The organism is Comamonas sp. MYb396 (assembly GCF_037479555.1).
Classification (GTDB): domain Bacteria; phylum Pseudomonadota; class Gammaproteobacteria; order Burkholderiales; family Burkholderiaceae_C; genus Comamonas.
On record NZ_JBBGYU010000001.1, the window covers coordinates 185855 to 203732 of the forward strand.

The window sequence follows — 17878 nt, forward strand, 5'->3', positions numbered from 1 at the left end:
TGGTCGACGGGCTGTCCGGCGGGGGGGGGGGCGCCGGGGGGGGCCCCCCTCGCCCCACCCCAACCCCTGGGTTTTGGTGTTGGGGTTCCCCAAATAAACCCCCCGCGCGCCCCCGCCCGCCGGCGGGCCGCTTTTCCGTTCTCTCCATCGTTAGCCGTTGCCGATACCGGGCAACGGCTTTGCGCGCTGGTCAGCGGCATTACACTTGATCTCCCATGAGCTCTCGCGTTTATACCGGCCGTTTTGCCCCTTCACCCACCGGCCCGCTGCATGCGGGCTCGCTGGTGGCGGCCCTGGCGTCCTGGCTCGATGCCCGCGCCCATGGCGGCAGCTGGTTGCTGCGTATCGAAGACATCGATCCGCCCCGCTGCCCGCCGGGCATGGACCAGGAAATCCTGCGCCAGCTCCATGCGCTGCAGCTGGTCCCCGATGCACCGCCGCAGTGGCAGTCGGCCCGCCATAGCCTCTATGCCCAGGCCCTGGCGCAGCTGCAGGCCGCTGGCTGGGCCTACCCCTGCGCCTGCACGCGCCGCGATATGGATGCCGCGCTTGCCGCCCAGGGCCATGTGCATGAGCGCCATGGCGAGCGCCCCTACCCGGGCACCTGCCGCGATGGCCTGCACGGCAGGACCGGGCGCAGCTGGCGCTTCCATACCCAGCGCTACCAGCAGCATGCCAGCGCCGCCGCGGCCCAAGATGACCTGTCGCCGACGCCCGACCACCCAGTGCTGCACAGCGACCAGCAACTGGGGTGGCAAGACCGCTGGCTGGGCCCCATGCAGCAGGATGTGGCCGCCAGCGTGGGCGATTTTCTGGTGCAGCGCGCCGATGGCCTCTGGGCCTACCAGCTGGCCGTGGTGGTCGATGACGCAGCGCAAGGCATCAGCGATGTGGTGCGCGGCGCTGACCTGGCCGACAACACCCCGCGCCAGCTGCTGCTGCAGCGCGCGCTGGGCCTGCCGGCGCCGCGCTATATGCACACGCCCTTGGTGCTGCAGGCCGATGGCGAAAAGCTCTCCAAGCAGTACGGCGCGCCGGCCGTCGTGGTGGACAGTGCCGAGCAGCGCATCGCCGTGCTGCGCCAGGCCGCCCAGCACCTGGGGCTGGAGGCGGGCGAGGCCAGCTCCATCCCCGATGCGCTGGCCGACTGGACGGCGCAATGGGCGCGCCGCCACCTGGCCACTACATGAAATTGCGCGTGTGCAAGGAGGCCAGCTCCTGCGCATGGCCACGCTCAAAGCCCAGCCGCACCAGCTTGGTGTAGCGGCCATCGGCCATGTCCTGCATCAGCTGCTGCACGCGCTGGCTGCCCAGCGCCAGCGCATCGGCGGACAAGGCCCCGGCACCCACCAGAATCAGCGCATCAAACACCTCTTCATTCAGGCCCGATGTGCCGGCCAACGCGTCATGGCGCGCCTCCACCGCCTGGGCCAGCCGGTGGCGAAAATCGGGCTCCAGCTTCAGGCGGTGCAGCAGGTGCGACATGCCCAGCGCCACATGGCGGGCCTCATCACGGGCGGCCAGGCGGCAGATCTGGCGCGTCAATGGATCGGGCGCATAGGTCTGCAAGAACTGCAGCAGGTTGACAAAGCTGCCCTCGCCCAGCACCGACAGCAAAAAGCCCGCGACCGAAAAATCCTTTTCCGCCAGCAGACTCTGCAGCGAGGCCTGGCCTCCAGCAGTGGACAGCGCCGGCTCACGCCCGTGGCGGCGGATACGGCGGGTGAACACATCGATATGGCGCGCCTCATCGGCCACCTGGATCGCCAGCGCCGCCTGCAGCTCGCGGTAATGCGGATGCAGCTCGCCCAAGAACCGCGCCGGCACAATCAGCGCCGCATTTTCGTTTTCGACCATATAGGTCATCACCTGGACGATGGCGTCCTCGATCACCGCCGGGGGCTCTGGCGCTTGCGCCCAGTCGATATCGGTGTCGGCATTCCACTGCGCAGCCACGGCCTGGGCATACAGGTCTCCGGCCTGGTCGGTCCAGAACTCGGCCTTGTCCTGCAGGCGAAAGGCAAAGGCCGGTGCCCCGGCCTCCACTGCGGCACCGCGCGCTGCCAAGCCCCAGGCCGGGTCGGCCTGTGCCGCCACTGCACCGGGCTGGCTGGCATCGCTGTGGCCCGCCACCGTCGCATCGCGCCAGCGGCCCGCTTGCGCGCTGCCACGGCGCACCAGCAAGGCCGGCTGCCGCAGCCAGCCGGTAGGCGTTTGCAGCGCATGGCCCTGGGCCTGGCACCAGGCGGCCAACTGCGCCTGCCAGCCCGGCGCCTGGCCGCTCACCCGGATGGACTCGCCCACGGGCACGGCCGCCAGGCCGTGCTTGACCAGCAGGTGCGCACCGGCATCAAAGCCCAGCCGGCCCAAATCCACCTGCGGCAAGCTCGCGGGGTCGGTCTGGCCTGGGCTTGCAGGGCCCGTACTGCTGCAGGGGGCTGGCGGTTTTTCCATGGGCCTCAGTACCGGTAGTCCGCCGCCAGGATGCGGCCCGCCTCATCGTAGAAGCGCTCATCGCGCACCGCACGGGCCAAGGGCACATAGCCCGAAGCACGGCCGGGGTGCCAGACCTTGAGGCCTTCCAACTCCAGCAAGGGGCGAATCAGCGGGTCATCCCAGGACATGGCCAGCAGGATCTCGGTAAAGCGCGCCGCATCGGCAGCGCTGATACTGGGCCCGGCGGTCATATTGCAGTGGTCAAAAGGCTGCGAGGTATCGAGCACACGCGTCGCGCCTGCAGGCAGAGTCCCTTCGGCGGCAAAGGCCAGGTAGTTCTTGGCAACCATCCAGGACGCCGCAATCTCACCGGCGACCATGGCCTTGGCCGCCAGGCGTTCGCCACCAATATGGTCGCCATGCTTGCCGCCCAGCACATCAAAGCGGCGCGCCTGAAAATCCTGGCCGGCCAGCAGGCCGTGCTGGCGCAGGTGGTCCAGGGGGATCAAGGTGGCCTGGGGCGAATCAATGGCGCCAAAGCCCAGGGTCTGGCCACGCAGGTCAGCCAGGGTCTGGGCGGGGCTGTCTGCGCGCACCACCAGCAGCGACTGCACATCCATGTCGGTATCGCGCATCGCAATCGAGCGCACCTGCTGGCCGGCGGCCCGGGCCATCAGCTCGGCGCGCACAAAGGCCAGCGGCGAGTTCCAGGCCAGCTGCACCGTGCCATCCATCAGCGCCTCGGTCAGCGACTCGTAGTTGGAATACAGCACATAGTCAAAGTACAGGCCCTGCTCGATGAAATGGGCCTTGAAGCCCTCCCAGATGGTGATGACCTTGGGCGCATAGGCCACGGCGCCCATCTTGAGGGTGGTGTAGGAAGCGGTCATGGATGCATGTCTCTCCGGTTGGTTGGGTCACGGGGGCTCAGGCTGCGGCCTCGCACAGCGCCTTGCCCAGCAGGTCGTAGATCACATCGGTGGTGGGCGCCATCACCGAGGCCGCGCGGGCATCGCGGAACAGCCGCTCAATGCCCAGGTCCTTGCGGAAGGCTGCGCCGCCGCAGACGCGCATCGCCGTATCGCTCACCTCCAGCGCCGCCTCGGCCGCAGCGGCCTTGCATTGCAGCAGGCGGGTCTTGGCATCGGGGCGCCCGGCCAGCACCGCCTGCACGGCGTCATCGCGCAGCAGGCGGGCCTGGTCGGCCTTGAGCTGGGCCTTGGCCAGGTAAGCGCGGATGGTGGGCAGATCGGCCAGGCCGCTGCCGTTTTCGGCAAAGCGGGTGTGGGCCACATGCTGCAGCGCGCGGCGCAGCACGCCTTGCATCAGGCCGACCGACGTGGTCGCGATCAGGGTAGGAAAGTAAGGCATCAGGTAGCGCGCCTTGACGTCCTCGCCCTGGCCATCCTCGCCCAAGCGGCAGGCCAGCGGCACAGCCACATCCTGCGCGATGATGGGAGACGAGGCATTGCCGCGCAGCCCCATGCCATCAAAGCGCGACGGAATCTGCAGCCCAGGCAGGCGGCTGTCGACCAGCCACAGCGTATTGCCCTCGCCCGTACTTGCGCGCGAGATCCAGACATAGGAATCGGCCTCGCCCGCCGAGGTGATCATGCTTTTCTGGGCATTGAGCAGCACCACGTCCTGGCCCTGCGCAGCGGCGGTACCCGTTGGCGCCCAGATATGGCTGCGCGAGCCGGTCTCCGACACCGCCAAGGTGGTGATGTGGCGGCCCTGGGCAATGGCGCGGCGCGTGTCCTCGGCCGCAAAAGGCTCGATCAGTGCCACACCGCAGTAGTGCATGGTCAGCACCATGGCCGTGCAGGGGCAGTCCTGGGCAATGCGTTCGACCACTTGTACGGCTTCGGGCAGGCCTGCGCCCATGCCGCCTACCTCAGCGGCACTGATGAGGCCCAGCAGCCCCTGGCTACCCAAGGCCTGCAGCGCCTGGCGCGGGTAGACCGCCTGGCTATCGGTATGCGCGGCCGCCGGCGCAATGAGGTCGCGCACGATCAGCTCCAACGACGAAAGGATGTCCATGCTGCTCCAGATGCTGGCGCAAAGGCAGGCCCATACCGGAACCCATGGGGCAGAAAGCGGCCAGGCAACATGCTGCGCTCCCGAGCCCCTACCCCGTGTTTCCTGTCGCACACAGACCTGCAATCACGACAGACGTCACATTGAAAAGGGCATTATAGGCAGCGACTTTGCAGCCAGATGGCAGCGGGCGCACACGGCGATTGCCCAGCGTTTTGCCATTGCAGACTGGAAAAATCTACAATAGCCCCTTTTTTGACGCGGCCCAGTGCCCCTTGCCGGGCAAGCGCCACCCCTGCCGCTTGTGCTGAGCGGCACCTCCATGACCATGCAATCTTCTTCGACGCCTGCTGCTGGCCCCGTGCCCGAGCCCATCATCACCAACGCACGCGATGCCAGCAGTGCGCCCGGCCATGCGCCTGCGGATGTGGCCCATCCCAAGACCATCCGCTCCTACGTGCGCCGCGCAGGCCGCACCACCACCGGCCAGGCCAAGGCCTTTGAGACGCTGGGCACCCGCTATGTACTGCCCTACACCGGCGAGGCCTTCAATGCCGAGGCGGCGTTTGGCCGCCAGGCCAAGGTGATTCTGGAAATCGGCTTTGGCATGGGTGAGGCCACCGCGCACATCGCCCGCGTTCGCCCGGACGACAACTTTCTGTGCTGCGAAGTGCATGAGCCGGGCGTGGGCGCGCTGCTCAAGCGCATTGGCGAGCAGGACATCACCAATATCCGCATCTTCCAGCACGACGCCGTGGAAGTGCTGGAGAACATGCTGCAGCCGGGCTCGCTCGACGGCATCCATGTGTTCTTCCCCGATCCCTGGCACAAGAAAAAGCACAACAAGCGCCGCCTGATCCAGGCGCCGTTTGTGGCCCAGCTTGTCGCCCATTTGAAGCCCGGTGGCTATATCCACTGCGCCACCGACTGGCAGCCCTATGCCGAGCAGATGCTCGAGGTGCTCTCGGCCAACCCCGAGCTGAAGAACACGGCCGACGGCTACGCGCCGCAGCCCGAGTACCGCCCGCTGACCAAGTTCGAAAACCGGGGCTTGCGTCTGGGCCATGGTGTCTGGGACCTGGTGTTCACCCGCGCCGCATAAGCGTGCTGGGCTAAATGGCCCACGCTCTCGCAAAGGCTGCCTCGGCAGCCTTTTTCGTTTTTGGCTGCCCGGCGCACCGAGCTGATTAAGTAACCGTTGCTTTGCGTATCAAAATTGATAGCAGAATCGGCCGCCTGCAGCGCACTATGCGGTAGGATGGCTGCTGGCACCCACGCGCTGGGGCCAATGGCACACGCCGCCCCCTGCCCCACGGTTGTGGGTATAAACCTTGCGCCCTGCTCTGGTGCGACAGCCCCTGGCGGGATGCAAGGCTTGTGACGCAGCGGCCCGGGCTGGCAGGCCATCACACCGGAAAACTGCAATGACCGTCTCTCGCTTCCATATCCCGCAACAGGACCACAGCCCTTCTGCCGAGCAACCGGCTGCGCTGCGCAGCTATGGCTGGGCGTCCGCCGTGCCGGGCCCCTCGCTGCTGATCTTTGGCGCCGTGCATGGCAATGAGCAAAGCGGCACGCATGCGATCCGCCGCTGGATCGAGCGCTTTGAATCCGGCCAGGTGCGCCTCAAGCGCGGGCGCCTCACCATGGTGCCCGTGGCCAACCCCAAGGCCTTTATCAAGAACGAGCGCGAGGGTGACCGCAACCTCAACCGCAACTTTGTGCCCCAGGCCCAGCCGCAGAACTTTGAAGACCATATGGTCAATGCACTGGCACCGCTGCTGGAGAGCCATGATGCGCTGCTCGATCTGCACTCCTACAGCGGCGAAGGCCGGGCCTTTGCGATGACCGGCCCGCTCAACAACACCGGCGCGCTGGAGCCCTTTGCCCGCCAGCAAGAGGAAGAGGCCTTTGCCAAGGCCGTGGGCCTGCCCGTCATCGTGCAAGGCTGGCTGGAGGTGTATGAGCAAGCCGTCAAGGCCAGCGGCGGCGCGATTCGTCCCGAGCATGGCATCGGCACCAATGAGTTCATGCGCAGCCGGGGGGGCTACGCGATCACCGTGGAATCGGGCTCACACGAAGAGCCCCAGGCCATCGAGGTGGCCGACCGCTGCATCGCTGGCGTACTGGCCCTGCTGGAGATGGCCGATGTGACCGTCGAGCCCGTCGCCCAGTACACCACCCACCATATGCGCCAGGTGTTCATGCGCCATAGCGCCGATGACCGCATGCAAAAGGAGTGGCAGAACTTTGATCCGTTCAGCCAGGGTGACCTGCTCGCGACCCGCGCCGATGGCAGCCAGATTCTGGCGCCCTTCGATGGCTGCGTGATCTTCCCCCAGCCCGATGCCGCCGTGAACCGCGAGTGGTTCTACCTGGCGCAGACGGACCACAGCTGATACAGGGAAAGCGGGCTGCCCATTAAGGGCAGCCCTTTAAATTTCCGGGACCGGGTCAAGCTGTCCGAGTCAGCCTGCCGTGACGATGCTGACCCCGCCATCAACGGCCAGGCATTGGCCGGTGATGTGTTTGCCCGCATCGCTGGCCAGCAGCACGGCAGCGCCCTTCAAATCATCATCCCCGCCCAGGCGCCCCAGCGGCACGCCGGCCGTCATGGCATCCTCGCCGATCTGGTCAATCAGGCCATTGGCCATCTTGGTGCGGAAAAAACCCGGCGCAATGGCATTGACGCGGATGCCGTAATGCCCCCATTCGGCAGCGAGCGCGCGGGTGAAGTTGATGACCGCGCCCTTGCTGGTGTTGTAGGCGATGGTCTTCATGCCCACCGGGTTGCCGCCCAGCCCGGCAATCGATGCCAGGTTGATGATGGCGCCCTGCCGGCGCGCAATCATGCAGCGCTTGGCCAGCTGCTGCGACAGCAGAAAATAGCCCCGCACATTCAGGTTCATCACCTTGTCCCAGGCAGCGGCCGGATGGTCTTCTGCCGGCGCCCCCCAGCTGGCACCGGCGTTGTTGACCAAAATGTCCACATTGCCCACGCGTTCGAGCACCTCGATGGCCAGGCGCTCGATCTCACTGTCGACCGCGCAGTCGGCGGCGATCCAGCGCGCATCGATGCCAGCGCCGCTCAGCTCCGCCACCGCGGCCTCCAGCTCACTGGCCTTGCGGCTGGTCACCACCACCTTGGCACCGGCCTCACCCAGCGCATGGGCCAGCTGCAGCCCCAGGCCACGTGAGCCGCCGGTGATCAGGGCCGTCTTGCCGGTCAGATCCAATAATTGCCCAATCTTGCGCGTCATGCAAAGGCCTCCTGGTATGCCTGAAAAAGAGGTTCATCGAGTTGTTCAAAGGGGCCGTCAAGCCGGCAGCACATAGTCCTTGAACTGCTCGCGCAGCCGGGTCTTGAGCATCTTGCCGGTGGCACCCAGCGGAATGGCCTCCACAAAGATGACGGCATCGGGGATCTGCCACTTGGCCATCTTGCCCTGGTAGAAGGCAAGCAAGTCCTGCTCGCTGACAGCGGCGCCCTTCTTGAGCGCGACAAACACCACCGGCCGCTCGTCCCACTTGGGATGGGGCATGCCCACGCAGGCAGCCATGGCGACGGCCGGGTGCGCCATCGCAATGTTCTCGATATCGATGGAGCTGATCCATTCACCGCCGGACTTGATCACATCCTTGCTGCGGTCGGTGATCTGCATAAAGCCATCGGCATCGATGGTGGCCACGTCACCAGTGGGAAACCAGTCGCGCCCCTGCGCATCAGTGACCAGCGGCGAGGCGCCCTCGCTGCGGTAGTAGTCCGCCACCACCCAGGGGCCGCGCACCAGCAGGTCGCCATAGGTCTTGCCATCCCAGGGCTGGTCCTGGCCATCGTCGCCGACGATCTTCATGTCCACGCCAAAGATGACCCGGCCCTGCTTGGCCAGCAGCTGCGCCTGGGTGTCGGCCGGCAGCTCCAGGTGCTTGTGCTTCAAGGTGCAGACGGTCCCCAGCGGGCTGAGTTCGGTCATCCCCCAGGCATGCAGCACGGTAACGCCATAGTCCTCCTGGAAGGTCTTGATCATCGCTGGCGGGCAGGCCGAGCCGCCAATGATGGTGCGCTGCAGGCTGCTAAAGCGCAGGCCCTGGCTTTGCACATGGCTCAGCAGCATCTGCCAGACGGTGGGCACGCCGGCGGCAAAGGTCACCTTTTCCGCCTCCATCAGCGCGTAGACCGAGGGGCCATCGAGCGCCGGGCCGGGAAACACCAGCTTGGCACCATTGAGCGGCCCGGAAAACGGCAGGCCCCAGGCGTTGACGTGGAACATCGGCACCACGGGCAGCACCACATCGCGCGAGGAGATATCCATCACATCGGGCAGCGAGGCGCCATAGGCATGCAAGACGGTGCTGCGGTGCGAGTACAGCACCGCCTTGGGGTTGCCCGTGGTGCCGCTGGTGTAGCACATGCCGCAAGCGGTGTTTTCGTCAAACTCGGGCCACTGGTAGGCGCCGTCGGCAGCCGCAATCCAGGCCTCGTAGGCAACCAGGCCCGGGATGCCGGCATCGGCAGGCAACTGGTCGGCATCGCACAGCGCCACCCATAGGCGCACCGTAGGGCAGCGCGCGTGGATGGCTTGCACGATAGGCAGGAAGCAGCTGTCAAAGCACAGCACCTCGTCTTCGGCATGGTTGACGATCCAGACCACCTGGTCCGGGTGCAGCCTGGGGTTCAGGGTATGGATGACCCGGCCCGATCCGCCCACGCCGTAGTACAGCTCCATATGGCGGTAGCCATTCCAGGCCAGGCTCGCCACGCGCGTGCCCGCTGCCAGCCCCATGCCATCCAGGGTCTGCGCCAGCTGCCGGGCGCGCTGCGCAAAATCGCCATAGGTGTAGCGGTGGATATCACCTTCCACTCGGCGCGAGACGATTTCGGTATCGCGGTGGTAACGCTCCGCAAACTCCAGCAGGTTGGAGGTCAGCAGTTGCTGCTTTTGCATCAGGCCTAGCATTGGGTCTCCTTGTGGTATGGCCAGTGGCGGCGCACAGTCAAGGCTGCACATACCACCACCGGCATGCATCTGTTTTTATAGCGCGTGCGCGCGGCAAAGGGCATCGTAGCAACCCGCACTGCCAGCGGGCTGCATGAGCAAATGCCTGCAGCTTATGACGAGGCATACAGTACAGGCTGCGGCGCGCAACGCGCACTGCGCGCTGTCACCTAGGCTGCAGCACTTAGAATCGGGCGTTGCGCTCTCACCCCCTTCCCCATGCTGATCCCCGACTACATCGACGAGCACCTGCTGGTGCTGAACAAGCCTTCGGGCCTGTTGTGTGTGCCCGGCCGGGGAGAAGACAAGCAGGACTGCCTGAGCGCCCGGGCCCAGCAGCAATGGCCCGATGCGCTGGTGGTGCACCGGCTGGACCAGCCCACCTCGGGCCTGGTGGTGATGGCACGCAGCCTGGCCGTGCAGCGTGCGCTGGGCGACGCCTTTGCGGCCCGCGCCGTGCGCAAGCGCTATACCGCCGTCGTCTGCGGCAGCCCCGCTGCACAACCGCTGCCACCCAGCCATGCGCTGCATGCCGCGATGCCGCAGGATGGCCACCGCTGGAGCCTGGTCGATCTGCCACTGATCGCCGACTGGGAGCGCCGCCCTTTGCAGCGGGTGGATGGGGAGATGGGCAAGCCCAGCCAGACCTGGTGGCGGGCGATGAATGCGGAGGAAGCGGCCGCCCTGCCCGCCATCCCTGCCGGCAGCACGCGCCTGTGGCTGGAGCCGCTGACCGGTCGCACCCACCAGCTGCGCCTGCATATGCAGGCCATCGGCCATGCGATGCTGGGTGATGGCCTCTATGCCAGCGCCGCAGTGCAGGCGATGGCGCCACGCCTGCTGCTGCAGGCGCAGCAGCTGGGTTTTGCCCACCCGGTGACCGGCCAGTGGCTGGACTGCCGGCTGGCGGCTGATTTCTAACGGCCGTGCTGGAACGGCCGGGTCGCATTAGACGTGGCGCATCAGGCCGCCATCCACGCGGATGTTCTGGCCGGTGATATAGGCCGCCCCCTCGGAGGCCAAAAAGGCCACGGTGGCGCCAATCTCGTCGGCCTTGCCGTAGCGCTGCAGTGGCACCGCTGCCTGGCGCTCGTCCTTCTTGGGCAGGCTGTCGATCCAGCCGGGCAGCACATTGTTCATGCGGATGTTGTGCTTGCCGTATTCGTCGCAGAAGATCTTGGTGAAGGCCGCCAGCCCGGAGCGTGCCATGGCAGAGGTGGGGAACAGCGCTGCCGGCTCAAACGCCCAGGCCGACGAAATATTGATGATGGCGCCGCCGCCCTGCTTTTGCATAATGGGCGCAACCAGGCGCGTGGCGCGCACCACGTTCAGAAAGTACACCTCCAGGCCCTTGATCCAGTCCTCATCGCTGATCGACAGCAGATCGCCCTTGGGGCCGTGGCCGGCACCATTGACCAGCACATCGATGCGGCCATAGCGCGCCATCACCGCATCCACCAGCTTTTGCATGTCGGCCACATTCTGGTTGGAGCCCGTCACGCCCACTCCGCCCAGCTCCCGGGCCAGCGCCTCACCCTTGCCCGAGGACGACATAATCCCCAGCGCATACCCGGCCTGGTGCAACTGGCGTGCTGCCGCTGCGCCCATGCCGGATCCACCGGCGATCACGATGGCTACTTTGGGTTGGTTCATGCTGTGCTTCCTTTGTCTTTGTGATTCCAAAGCTGCCCATCCTAACCAAGCCGCCGCGCTTGTGCAGGCCACCGGGAAAAACGCCGTAACGCCCAGGCCCAACTGCCGTTACGATAGCCGGTTATGACCACCAAACACCTCACCATCCTCACCGGCGGCTCGCGCGGCATGGGCCTGGCCATGGGCCAGCAACTTCTGGCCAAGGGCCATACCGTGCTGAGCATTGCGCGCCGCAGCTCCAGCGCGCTGGCCGCTGCCGCTCCATCGCCGGACCAGCTCATCCAGTGGGAGCAGGACCTGGGCGATACCGATGCCGCCGCCCAGCGCCTGGGCGACTGGCTGCGCAGCCTCCAGGCCAGCGACTGGGCCAGCATCACCTTGATCAACAACGCCGGCGTGATTCCGCAGATCGCGCCGCTGTCCGACCTGGCCACACCCGACCTGCGCAATGCGCTGCGCGTGGGGCTGGAGGCGCCGATGGCGCTGACGGGGGTGTTTCTGGGTGCGACCGACAGCTGGACCGTGCCCAAGAAAGTGCTCAATGTCTCGTCCGGCCTGGGCCGCCGCCCGATGGCATCGCAGGCCGCCTACTGCACCGCCAAGGCCGGCATGGATGCCTATGCACGCTGCGTGGCGCTGGAAGAAGCCCACAAGCCCCATGGCGCCAAGATTGTCTCGCTCGCACCCGGCGTGATCGATACCGACATGCAGGTGCAGCTGCGCAATGCCGATGCGGGCGCCTTCCCCGATGTGGGCAACTTCAAGGGCCTGCATGAGGGCGGCAAGCTCAGCAGCCCGGCAGAAGCCGCTGCCAAGGTACTGGGCTGGCTCGACCGCGCCGACTTTGGCCAGAACGTGATCGCCGACGTGCGCGAGCCTTGAACCACGGCGCGCACCAAAGGGTCCATGCCCGCCATGGACTGTCACCAAGGTGCGCGCTGGCCGCCTGCGGTTTGCACATGGGCCGCCTGGCTGGCAATAATGCTGCAAGGCAACATTTGCATGCCCATTCCAACCTAAACAGGAGACCTTTCCATGTCCCGTGAAGTACTTGTCTGCAGCGCCGTGCGCACTGCCATCGGCACCTTTGGCGGCAGCCTCAAGGATGTTCCACCGACCGAGCTGGGTGCGCTGGTCGTCAAGGAGTCGCTGGTCCGCGCCGGCATTGAAGGCAAGGATGTGGGCCATGTGATCTTCGGCCACGTGGTCAACACCGAACCCAAGGACATGTACCTGAGCCGCGTGGCCGCCATCCAGGGCGGCTGCCCGCAGGAGACGCCGGCGATGAATGTCAACCGCCTCTGCGGCTCGGGCCTGCAGGCGATTGTGACCGCCAGCCAGGGCATTTTGCTCGGCGACTATGACGTGGCGATTGGCGCCGGCGCCGAGAACATGAGCCGCGCGCCCTACGCCAGCACCACCAGCCGCTGGGGCGCACGCATGGGCGATTTCAAGATGATCGACATGATGACCGGCGCGCTGCACGACCCCTTCCACAACATCCACATGGGTGTAACCGCTGAAAACGTGGCCAAGGAATTTGGCATCAGCCGCGATGACCAGGACCAACTGGCCTTGAGCAGCCACCAGCGCGCCGAGCAGGCCTGGGCCGAGAACCGCTTTGCCGGCCAGATCGTGCCGGTCATCCTTAAAAGCAAGAAGGGCGATATCAGCTTTGACAAGGACGAGCACTTCCGCGCCGGTGCCAAGATCGAAGACTTCCAGAAGATGAAGCCCGTCTTCGTCAAGGAAGACGGCACGGTCACCGCCGCCAACGCCTCGGGCATCAACGACGCCGCAGCGGCGGTGGTGCTGATGGAAGCGGCCGCCGCCAAGGCGCGCGGCGCCAAGCCGCTGGCCCGTCTGGTGGGTTATGCCCATGCCGGCGTGGACCCCAAGATCATGGGCATTGGCCCCGTGCCCGCGTCGAAGGCCGTGCTGACCAAGACGGGCCTCAAGCTCGACCAGATGGATGTCATCGAGGCCAATGAAGCCTTTGCCGCGCAAGCCTGCGCAGTGACCAAGGGCCTGGGCGCGGACCCTGCCAAGGTCAACCCCAATGGTTCGGGCATTTCGCTGGGCCACCCGATTGGCGCGACCGGTGCGATCATCACCGTCAAGGCCATCCATGAGCTGCACCGCACCGGTGGCCGCTATGCGCTGGTCACCATGTGCATTGGCGGCGGCCAGGGCATTGCCGCCATCTTCGAACGCGTCTAACCAAGCCTTAAAGCGCCAGCGCAGTCCCCACGGGCAAGTCTTCCACCGGCTTGCCCGCCGCAAAGCGCTTGGCCGCAAACTGCCCTGCCACTTCGATCTGGCCACCCTGCACGCGCAGCCAGCTGCCTTCGGGCAGAGCCACTACCTGCTTGTCCGGGTTGGCGACCAGGAACTCCGCCAGGCGCTGGTCGCGCGTCTCTCCCTGGTGGCCGGGCGGCAGGCTGTTGTGGTAGTGCGGATTGATGCAAAACGGCACCAGGCCCAGCGCGCCAAAGCCCTGCGGGTCGACGATGGGCATGTCATTGGTGGTGTTGATCGTCAGGCCCGCCAGATTGGCCCCTGCACTCCAACCGGTATACGACATGCGGCCCGAGCGCACCGCATCACCGATGCGCACCAGCCAGCCCCGCTTGCGGCATTGGGCCAGCAGCTGGAAGGTATTGCCGCCACCGACGAGGATCGCCTGGATATCCCCGGTCAAGAACTGGTCCAGGGCATTGTCCTGGTGCGCGCCCACCAGCTGCACGCCCGTGTGTGCAATCGCCGCTTGCACCTGTGCTGTGTAGTCATCCCAGCTGAGGCTGACCCCAGCAAAAGGTACGAACAATGCTTTTTGCACGCCCTGCAGCTGGGCGGCCAGCGCTTCGCGGCAAAAGGTCAGGTAGCCGCCATCGGGGGCGCGTGAGTTGCTCAACAACAGTAACTGCATAACACCTCTTTGAATGAGGCAGCCAGCATAGCAGCCCGTGCACTGCGGCGGCGTCACCCAAGCACAGAAGGTCGGCGCCGACAAAGGAGCCGAGCGCAAAAAAAAAGGGACTGGCGCGGCGGCATGCACCGCACCAGTCCCCTCTTGGGCTATCGACGGCTTACTTGCCGCTGTCCAGCCGCGCCTGCATCGCCTTGGCGCGGGCGTCCGACGGTGGGTGCGAATCCATCAGCGAGTTGCCGCTGCCGCCGCTCAGCTTGGCGAGCTTCTGGAACGCGGTGACAAGGCCCTTGCGCTCCATCTTTTGCTTGGTGAGCAGGTCAAAGGAGTAGTTGTCGGCGGCAGACTCATTGGCCTGCGAGAACTGCGCATGGATAAACTTTTCACCCAGCTCGCCCGCTTGCGAGCTCGACAGCGATGCCAAGGTGGCATTGCCGCTGCTCGCAGCAATCTGGCGTGCGGCCGATGTCGCATAGGCCGTCTGCATGCGGCGCTTGCTGTGGCCCAGCGCCACGTGGCCGATTTCATGGCCGATCACGCCGCGCAGTTCGTCGTCGTTCATCAGGTCCATCAGTCCGCTGTAGACGCGGATGCAGCCATTGGCCATTGCCCAGGCGTTCACATCGCTGGTCAGGTAGACCTTGTAGTCGGCCTTCTTGCCTTCCACCTCTTGCGGCATGTTGGCGACGACCTTGGCCAGACGCTGGCTGTACTTGTTGTTCGCAGGCGCGAGCTTGTTTTGCTTGTCCAGCGCGGCGCAGGACTCATTGGACAAGGCCACGACATCGCCATCGGTCAGTGTCATGGCCTTCATCGCCGTGGAGCCCGAATCCATCAGACCGCCCAGGTTGCCCGCGTCCATGGTCTTGCAACCGGCCAAGGCCATGGCTGCAACCAGACCCGTGAGCATCAAAGTTTTGCGCATTCGCTATCTCCTCATCTACACGTTAAAAACGTGCATCATAGCGTGCGCTTATCGAAGTAATAGTTTCTATACCCCGCAGATCACTCAGGCTGCTTTCTGCGCGGCGGCCTGCACAGATGCCTCATCCGGTGCGGTGGCCGACACGGCCTGCAACACCACCTCGCGCTTCAAGGTCGGCACAAAGCTCTCGATGAACTGCAGCGCATAGGCACGCAGCCACACGCCCTTGCGCAGCGCAATGCGCGTGGTGTTGACCTTGAACAAATGGCCCGCGTCGATGGCGCGCAGGTTGCGGTCGCGCTCCTCGTCAAAGGCGATGGAGGCGACAATGCCGATGCCCATGCCCAGCTCGACATAGGTCTTGATCACGTCCGCATCCATGGCGGTCAGCACCACATTGGGCGTGACCTCGGCGGCGGCAAACGACTCATCGATATGCGAGCGGCCGGTATAGCCCTGCTCATAGGTGATGATCGGAAAGCGCACCAGCGACTGCAGGGTCAATGGCCGTCCAGCCTCTTGCTGAGCCAGCAAGGGGTGGCCCGGGGGCACGACCACCGAGTGGGTCCAGCGGTAGCCCGGCAGGGTCGCCAAGCTTGCATAACCGGTGAGTGCCTCGGTGGCCACACCGATATCGGCCGCGCCGCTCAGCAGCATCTCGGCGACCTGGCGGGGCGAGCCCTGGTGCAGGTGCAGGGCCACATCGGGAAACTGCTCGCGAAAATCGCGCACCACCAGCGGCAGCGCATAGCGTGCCTGCGAGTGGGTGGCGGCAATGCTCAGCTGGCCGCTGCGGCTGGCATGAAAATCGGCACCGGCGCGGCGCAGGTTTTCGGACTCCAGCAGCAAGCGGTCCACAATCGGCAAAATGGCCTCGCCCGGTGGGGTCAGTCCGGTCAGGCGCTTGCCAGCGCGGATAAAGATGTCCACGCCCAGCTCGTCTTCCAACTCGCGGATCTGGCGGCTCACGCCTGGCTGCGAGGTGTAGAGCACATGCGCCACCTCGGTCAGGTTGTAGCCATTGCGGGCGGCTTCGCGCACGGCCCGCAGTTGCTGAAAATTCATAACATTCACCTTCTTGGACCCAACCGCAAGGGGGTACCCGGCGGCCGGTTCAGCGTCCTTGCTTATTTCTTGGTGTAGATCTGGTCAAAGCTGCCGCCATCGGCAAAGTGCGCAGCGTCGGCCTTGGTCCAGCCGCCAAAGGCCTCATCGATGGTGAAGAGCTTGAGCGTCGCAAACTGGCTGGCGTACTTGGCCTTGGCCGCTTCGGCCGTGGGGCGGTAGAAGTTGCGGCCGGCAATGTCCTGGCCCTCGTCCGAGTACAGGTACTGCAGGTAGGCATCGGCAATCTTGCGCGTGCCGCGCTTGTCGACCACCTTGTCGACGACAGTCACGGTAGGCTCGGCCAGGATCGACAGCGAAGGCGTGACGATCTCGAACTTCTCGGGGCCAAATTCCTTCAATGCCAGGTAGGCCTCGTTTTCCCAGGCCAGCAGCACATCGCCCTGGCCGCGCTGCACAAAGGTCACGGTCGAGCCGCGCGCGCCGGTATCGAGAATCGGCACGTTCTTGAACAGCTTGCTGATGTAGTCCTTGGCACCGGCTTCACCGCCATAGTTGCGTTTGCCAAACTCCCAGGCGGCCAGGTAGTTCCAGCGCGCGCCGCCGCTGGTCTTGGGGTTGGGGGTGATCACCTTCACATCGGGCTTGATCAGATCGCCCCAGTCCTTGATGCCCTTGGGATTGCCCTTTTTGACCAGGAACACAATGGTCGAGGTGTAAGGCGCGCTGTTGAGCGGCAGGCGCTTTTGCCAATCGGCCGGCACCAACTGGCCGTGCTTGTTCAGCGCATCAATGTCGCCGGCCAGCGCCAAGGTGGCCACATCGGCTTCGATGCCATCGATGATGGCGCGCGCCTGCTTGCCTGAGCCGCCATGCGACTGCTTGATGGTCACGGTCTGGCCGGTCGTGTCCTTCCAGTGCTTGGCAAAGGCCTGGTTGAACTGGTTGTACAGCTCACGGGTCGGGTCGTAGGACACGTTGAGCAAGGTCACCGGTGCTGGTGCCTGGGCATGGGCTGCGCCGCTAAAAACTGCGGGCGCCAGCGCCATCAGAGACGCGACTGCGGCTGCGGCTATCGGAAACTTGATAAAGTGGCGGCGTTGTTGCATGGAACACTTTCAGAATGGCAAAAGTCGTAGGGCTTGTTAGGCTTGAACACATTCTGAAACGCGGCCATAAAAACTCAAACTACTATTAATTCAGTTTTTTATGACTGAAACTTATTAACAAGACGCGAAAACGCATCTGCCAGGCCCGGTTTCGGGGCTGGCAAGGCAGGAAGCTCGCCAACGCCCCAACCCTGGTTGGCGGTGTGGGCAAAGCAGGCCATGCTGGGCAACCGCCCGCAGACTGCGGCAGCATCGGGCAAGCACCCTGCCAGTGCAACAGCGTCAACCCAACGAAGGAAGCATCTCCCATGGCACGTATGGTCAACTGCGTCAAACTGCACAAAGAAGCCGAGGGCCTCGACTTTCCCCCCTACCCTGGTGAGCTGGGCAAGCGCCTGTGGGAAAACGTCAGCAAGGAAGCCTGGGCTGGCTGGCTCAAGCACCAGACCATGCTGGTCAATGAAAACCGCCTGAACCTGGCCGACCAGCGCGCCCGCCAGTACCTGGCCCGCCAGATGGAAAACCATTTCTTTGGCGAAGGCGCCGATGCGGCCGTCGGCTATGTGCCGCCTACTGCAGACTGATACGGCAGTCGCACAAGTGCAAGCCTGGGACAGGTCCCAGGCACAAAAAGTGGCAGCCGAGGCTGCCATTTTTTATGTCCCTGCGCGATGGGCTCGCTGCGCAGACCGTAAACATCCCTCGGTAGAAATATATTGCTCAGAGG

17 protein-coding genes are annotated in these 17878 nt (G+C 65.1%); 7 read left to right on the plus strand and 10 right to left on the minus strand.

What is annotated here, in order from left to right:
* Window positions 1–215 precede the first annotated feature (215 nt).
* Window positions 216–1190 (plus strand): tRNA glutamyl-Q(34) synthetase GluQRS, encoded by a 975-nt coding sequence (gluQRS, locus tag WH265_RS00965; RefSeq protein WP_339557049.1) that lies wholly within the window; start codon window positions 216–218, stop codon window positions 1188–1190.
* Here the strand turns inward: gluQRS and WH265_RS00970 are convergent.
* From WH265_RS00970 to WH265_RS00980, 3 genes are read right to left on the minus strand one after another with little or no spacing between them, the layout of a single operon-like run.
* Window positions 1183–2454, minus strand: a complete 1272-nt coding sequence (locus WH265_RS00970) for a ferritin-like domain-containing protein (RefSeq protein WP_339557050.1) — start codon at window positions 2452–2454, stop codon at window positions 1183–1185. The genes gluQRS and WH265_RS00970 overlap by 8 nt on opposite strands.
* A 5-nt stretch (window positions 2455–2459) precedes the next feature.
* Entirely contained in the window at window positions 2460–3326 is an 867-nt protein-coding gene (locus tag WH265_RS00975) for a phosphate/phosphite/phosphonate ABC transporter substrate-binding protein (protein WP_339557051.1), read from the minus strand.
* Window positions 3327–3363: 37 nt separating this feature from the next.
* Window positions 3364–4476, minus strand: coding sequence for an acyl-CoA dehydrogenase family protein (locus tag WH265_RS00980; protein WP_339557052.1), 1113 nt, complete (start codon window positions 4474–4476; stop codon window positions 3364–3366).
* Between the two features lie 325 nt (window positions 4477–4801).
* Here WH265_RS00980 and trmB point away from each other — a divergent pair, with 325 nt between their 5' ends.
* Entirely contained in the window at window positions 4802–5575 is a 774-nt protein-coding gene (gene trmB / locus WH265_RS00985) for a tRNA (guanosine(46)-N7)-methyltransferase TrmB (protein WP_409515695.1), read from the plus strand.
* Between the two features lie 322 nt (window positions 5576–5897).
* Window positions 5898–6872 (plus strand): succinylglutamate desuccinylase/aspartoacylase family protein, encoded by a 975-nt coding sequence (locus tag WH265_RS00990; RefSeq protein ID WP_339557053.1) that lies wholly within the window; start codon window positions 5898–5900, stop codon window positions 6870–6872.
* A gap of 69 nt (window positions 6873–6941) precedes the next feature.
* Here the strand turns inward: WH265_RS00990 and WH265_RS00995 are convergent, their stop codons facing one another.
* Together WH265_RS00995 and WH265_RS01000 are read right to left on the minus strand one after the other, a co-directional pair.
* Window positions 6942–7733 (minus strand): SDR family oxidoreductase, encoded by a 792-nt coding sequence (locus WH265_RS00995; protein ID WP_339557054.1) that lies wholly within the window; start codon window positions 7731–7733, stop codon window positions 6942–6944.
* A gap of 57 nt (window positions 7734–7790) precedes the next feature.
* Entirely contained in the window at window positions 7791–9431 is a 1641-nt protein-coding gene (locus WH265_RS01000) for a 3-(methylthio)propionyl-CoA ligase (protein ID WP_339557055.1), read from the minus strand.
* A gap of 258 nt (window positions 9432–9689) precedes the next feature.
* Between WH265_RS01000 and WH265_RS01005 the strand changes: the two genes are divergently transcribed.
* A complete protein-coding gene (locus WH265_RS01005) occupies window positions 9690–10391 on the plus strand; it encodes a pseudouridine synthase (RefSeq protein WP_339521283.1) in 702 nt (233 codons plus the stop codon).
* 27 nt (window positions 10392–10418) lie between these two features.
* Here WH265_RS01005 and WH265_RS01010 read toward each other — a convergent pair whose 3' ends face one another.
* On the minus strand, window positions 10419–11123 hold the full coding sequence (locus WH265_RS01010; RefSeq protein WP_339537212.1) for an SDR family oxidoreductase: 705 nt from the start codon (window positions 11121–11123) through the stop codon (window positions 10419–10421).
* Window positions 11124–11246: 123 nt separating this feature from the next.
* On the opposite strand from WH265_RS01010, the gene WH265_RS01015 reads away from it, so the two are divergent.
* Both WH265_RS01015 and bktB read left to right on the plus strand, forming a co-directional pair.
* The gene (locus tag WH265_RS01015) at window positions 11247–12005 is read left to right on the plus strand and encodes an SDR family NAD(P)-dependent oxidoreductase (protein ID WP_339537211.1); all 759 of its coding nucleotides are present in this window, start codon (window positions 11247–11249) and stop codon (window positions 12003–12005) included.
* A 153-nt stretch (window positions 12006–12158) separates the two neighbouring features.
* Window positions 12159–13343 carry a beta-ketothiolase BktB gene (bktB, locus tag WH265_RS01020; protein WP_339557056.1) on the plus strand — a complete coding sequence of 395 codons (1185 nt, stop codon included), beginning with the start codon at window positions 12159–12161 and terminating at the stop codon, window positions 13341–13343.
* A 7-nt stretch (window positions 13344–13350) separates the two neighbouring features.
* Here the strand turns inward: bktB and pepE are convergent, their stop codons facing one another.
* From pepE to WH265_RS01040, 4 genes are all read right to left on the minus strand, one after another.
* Window positions 13351–14052, minus strand: coding sequence for a dipeptidase PepE (gene pepE, locus WH265_RS01025; protein WP_339557057.1), 702 nt, complete (start codon window positions 14050–14052; stop codon window positions 13351–13353).
* A gap of 160 nt (window positions 14053–14212) precedes the next feature.
* Window positions 14213–14977: a M48 family metallopeptidase gene (locus tag WH265_RS01030; protein WP_021025079.1), complete on the minus strand. Its 765-nt coding sequence runs from the start codon at window positions 14975–14977 to the stop codon at window positions 14213–14215.
* A gap of 84 nt (window positions 14978–15061) precedes the next feature.
* The gene (locus WH265_RS01035; RefSeq protein ID WP_021025080.1) at window positions 15062–16042 is read right to left on the minus strand and encodes a CysB family HTH-type transcriptional regulator; all 981 of its coding nucleotides are present in this window, start codon (window positions 16040–16042) and stop codon (window positions 15062–15064) included.
* Between the two features lie 62 nt (window positions 16043–16104).
* A complete protein-coding gene (locus WH265_RS01040) occupies window positions 16105–17151 on the minus strand; it encodes a sulfate ABC transporter substrate-binding protein (protein ID WP_021025081.1) in 1047 nt (348 codons plus the stop codon).
* A gap of 308 nt (window positions 17152–17459) precedes the next feature.
* On the opposite strand from WH265_RS01040, the gene WH265_RS01045 reads away from it, so the two are divergent.
* Entirely contained in the window at window positions 17460–17735 is a 276-nt protein-coding gene (locus WH265_RS01045; protein WP_027010457.1) for an oxidative damage protection protein, read from the plus strand.
* The last annotated feature ends 143 nt before the right edge of the window (window positions 17736–17878 follow it).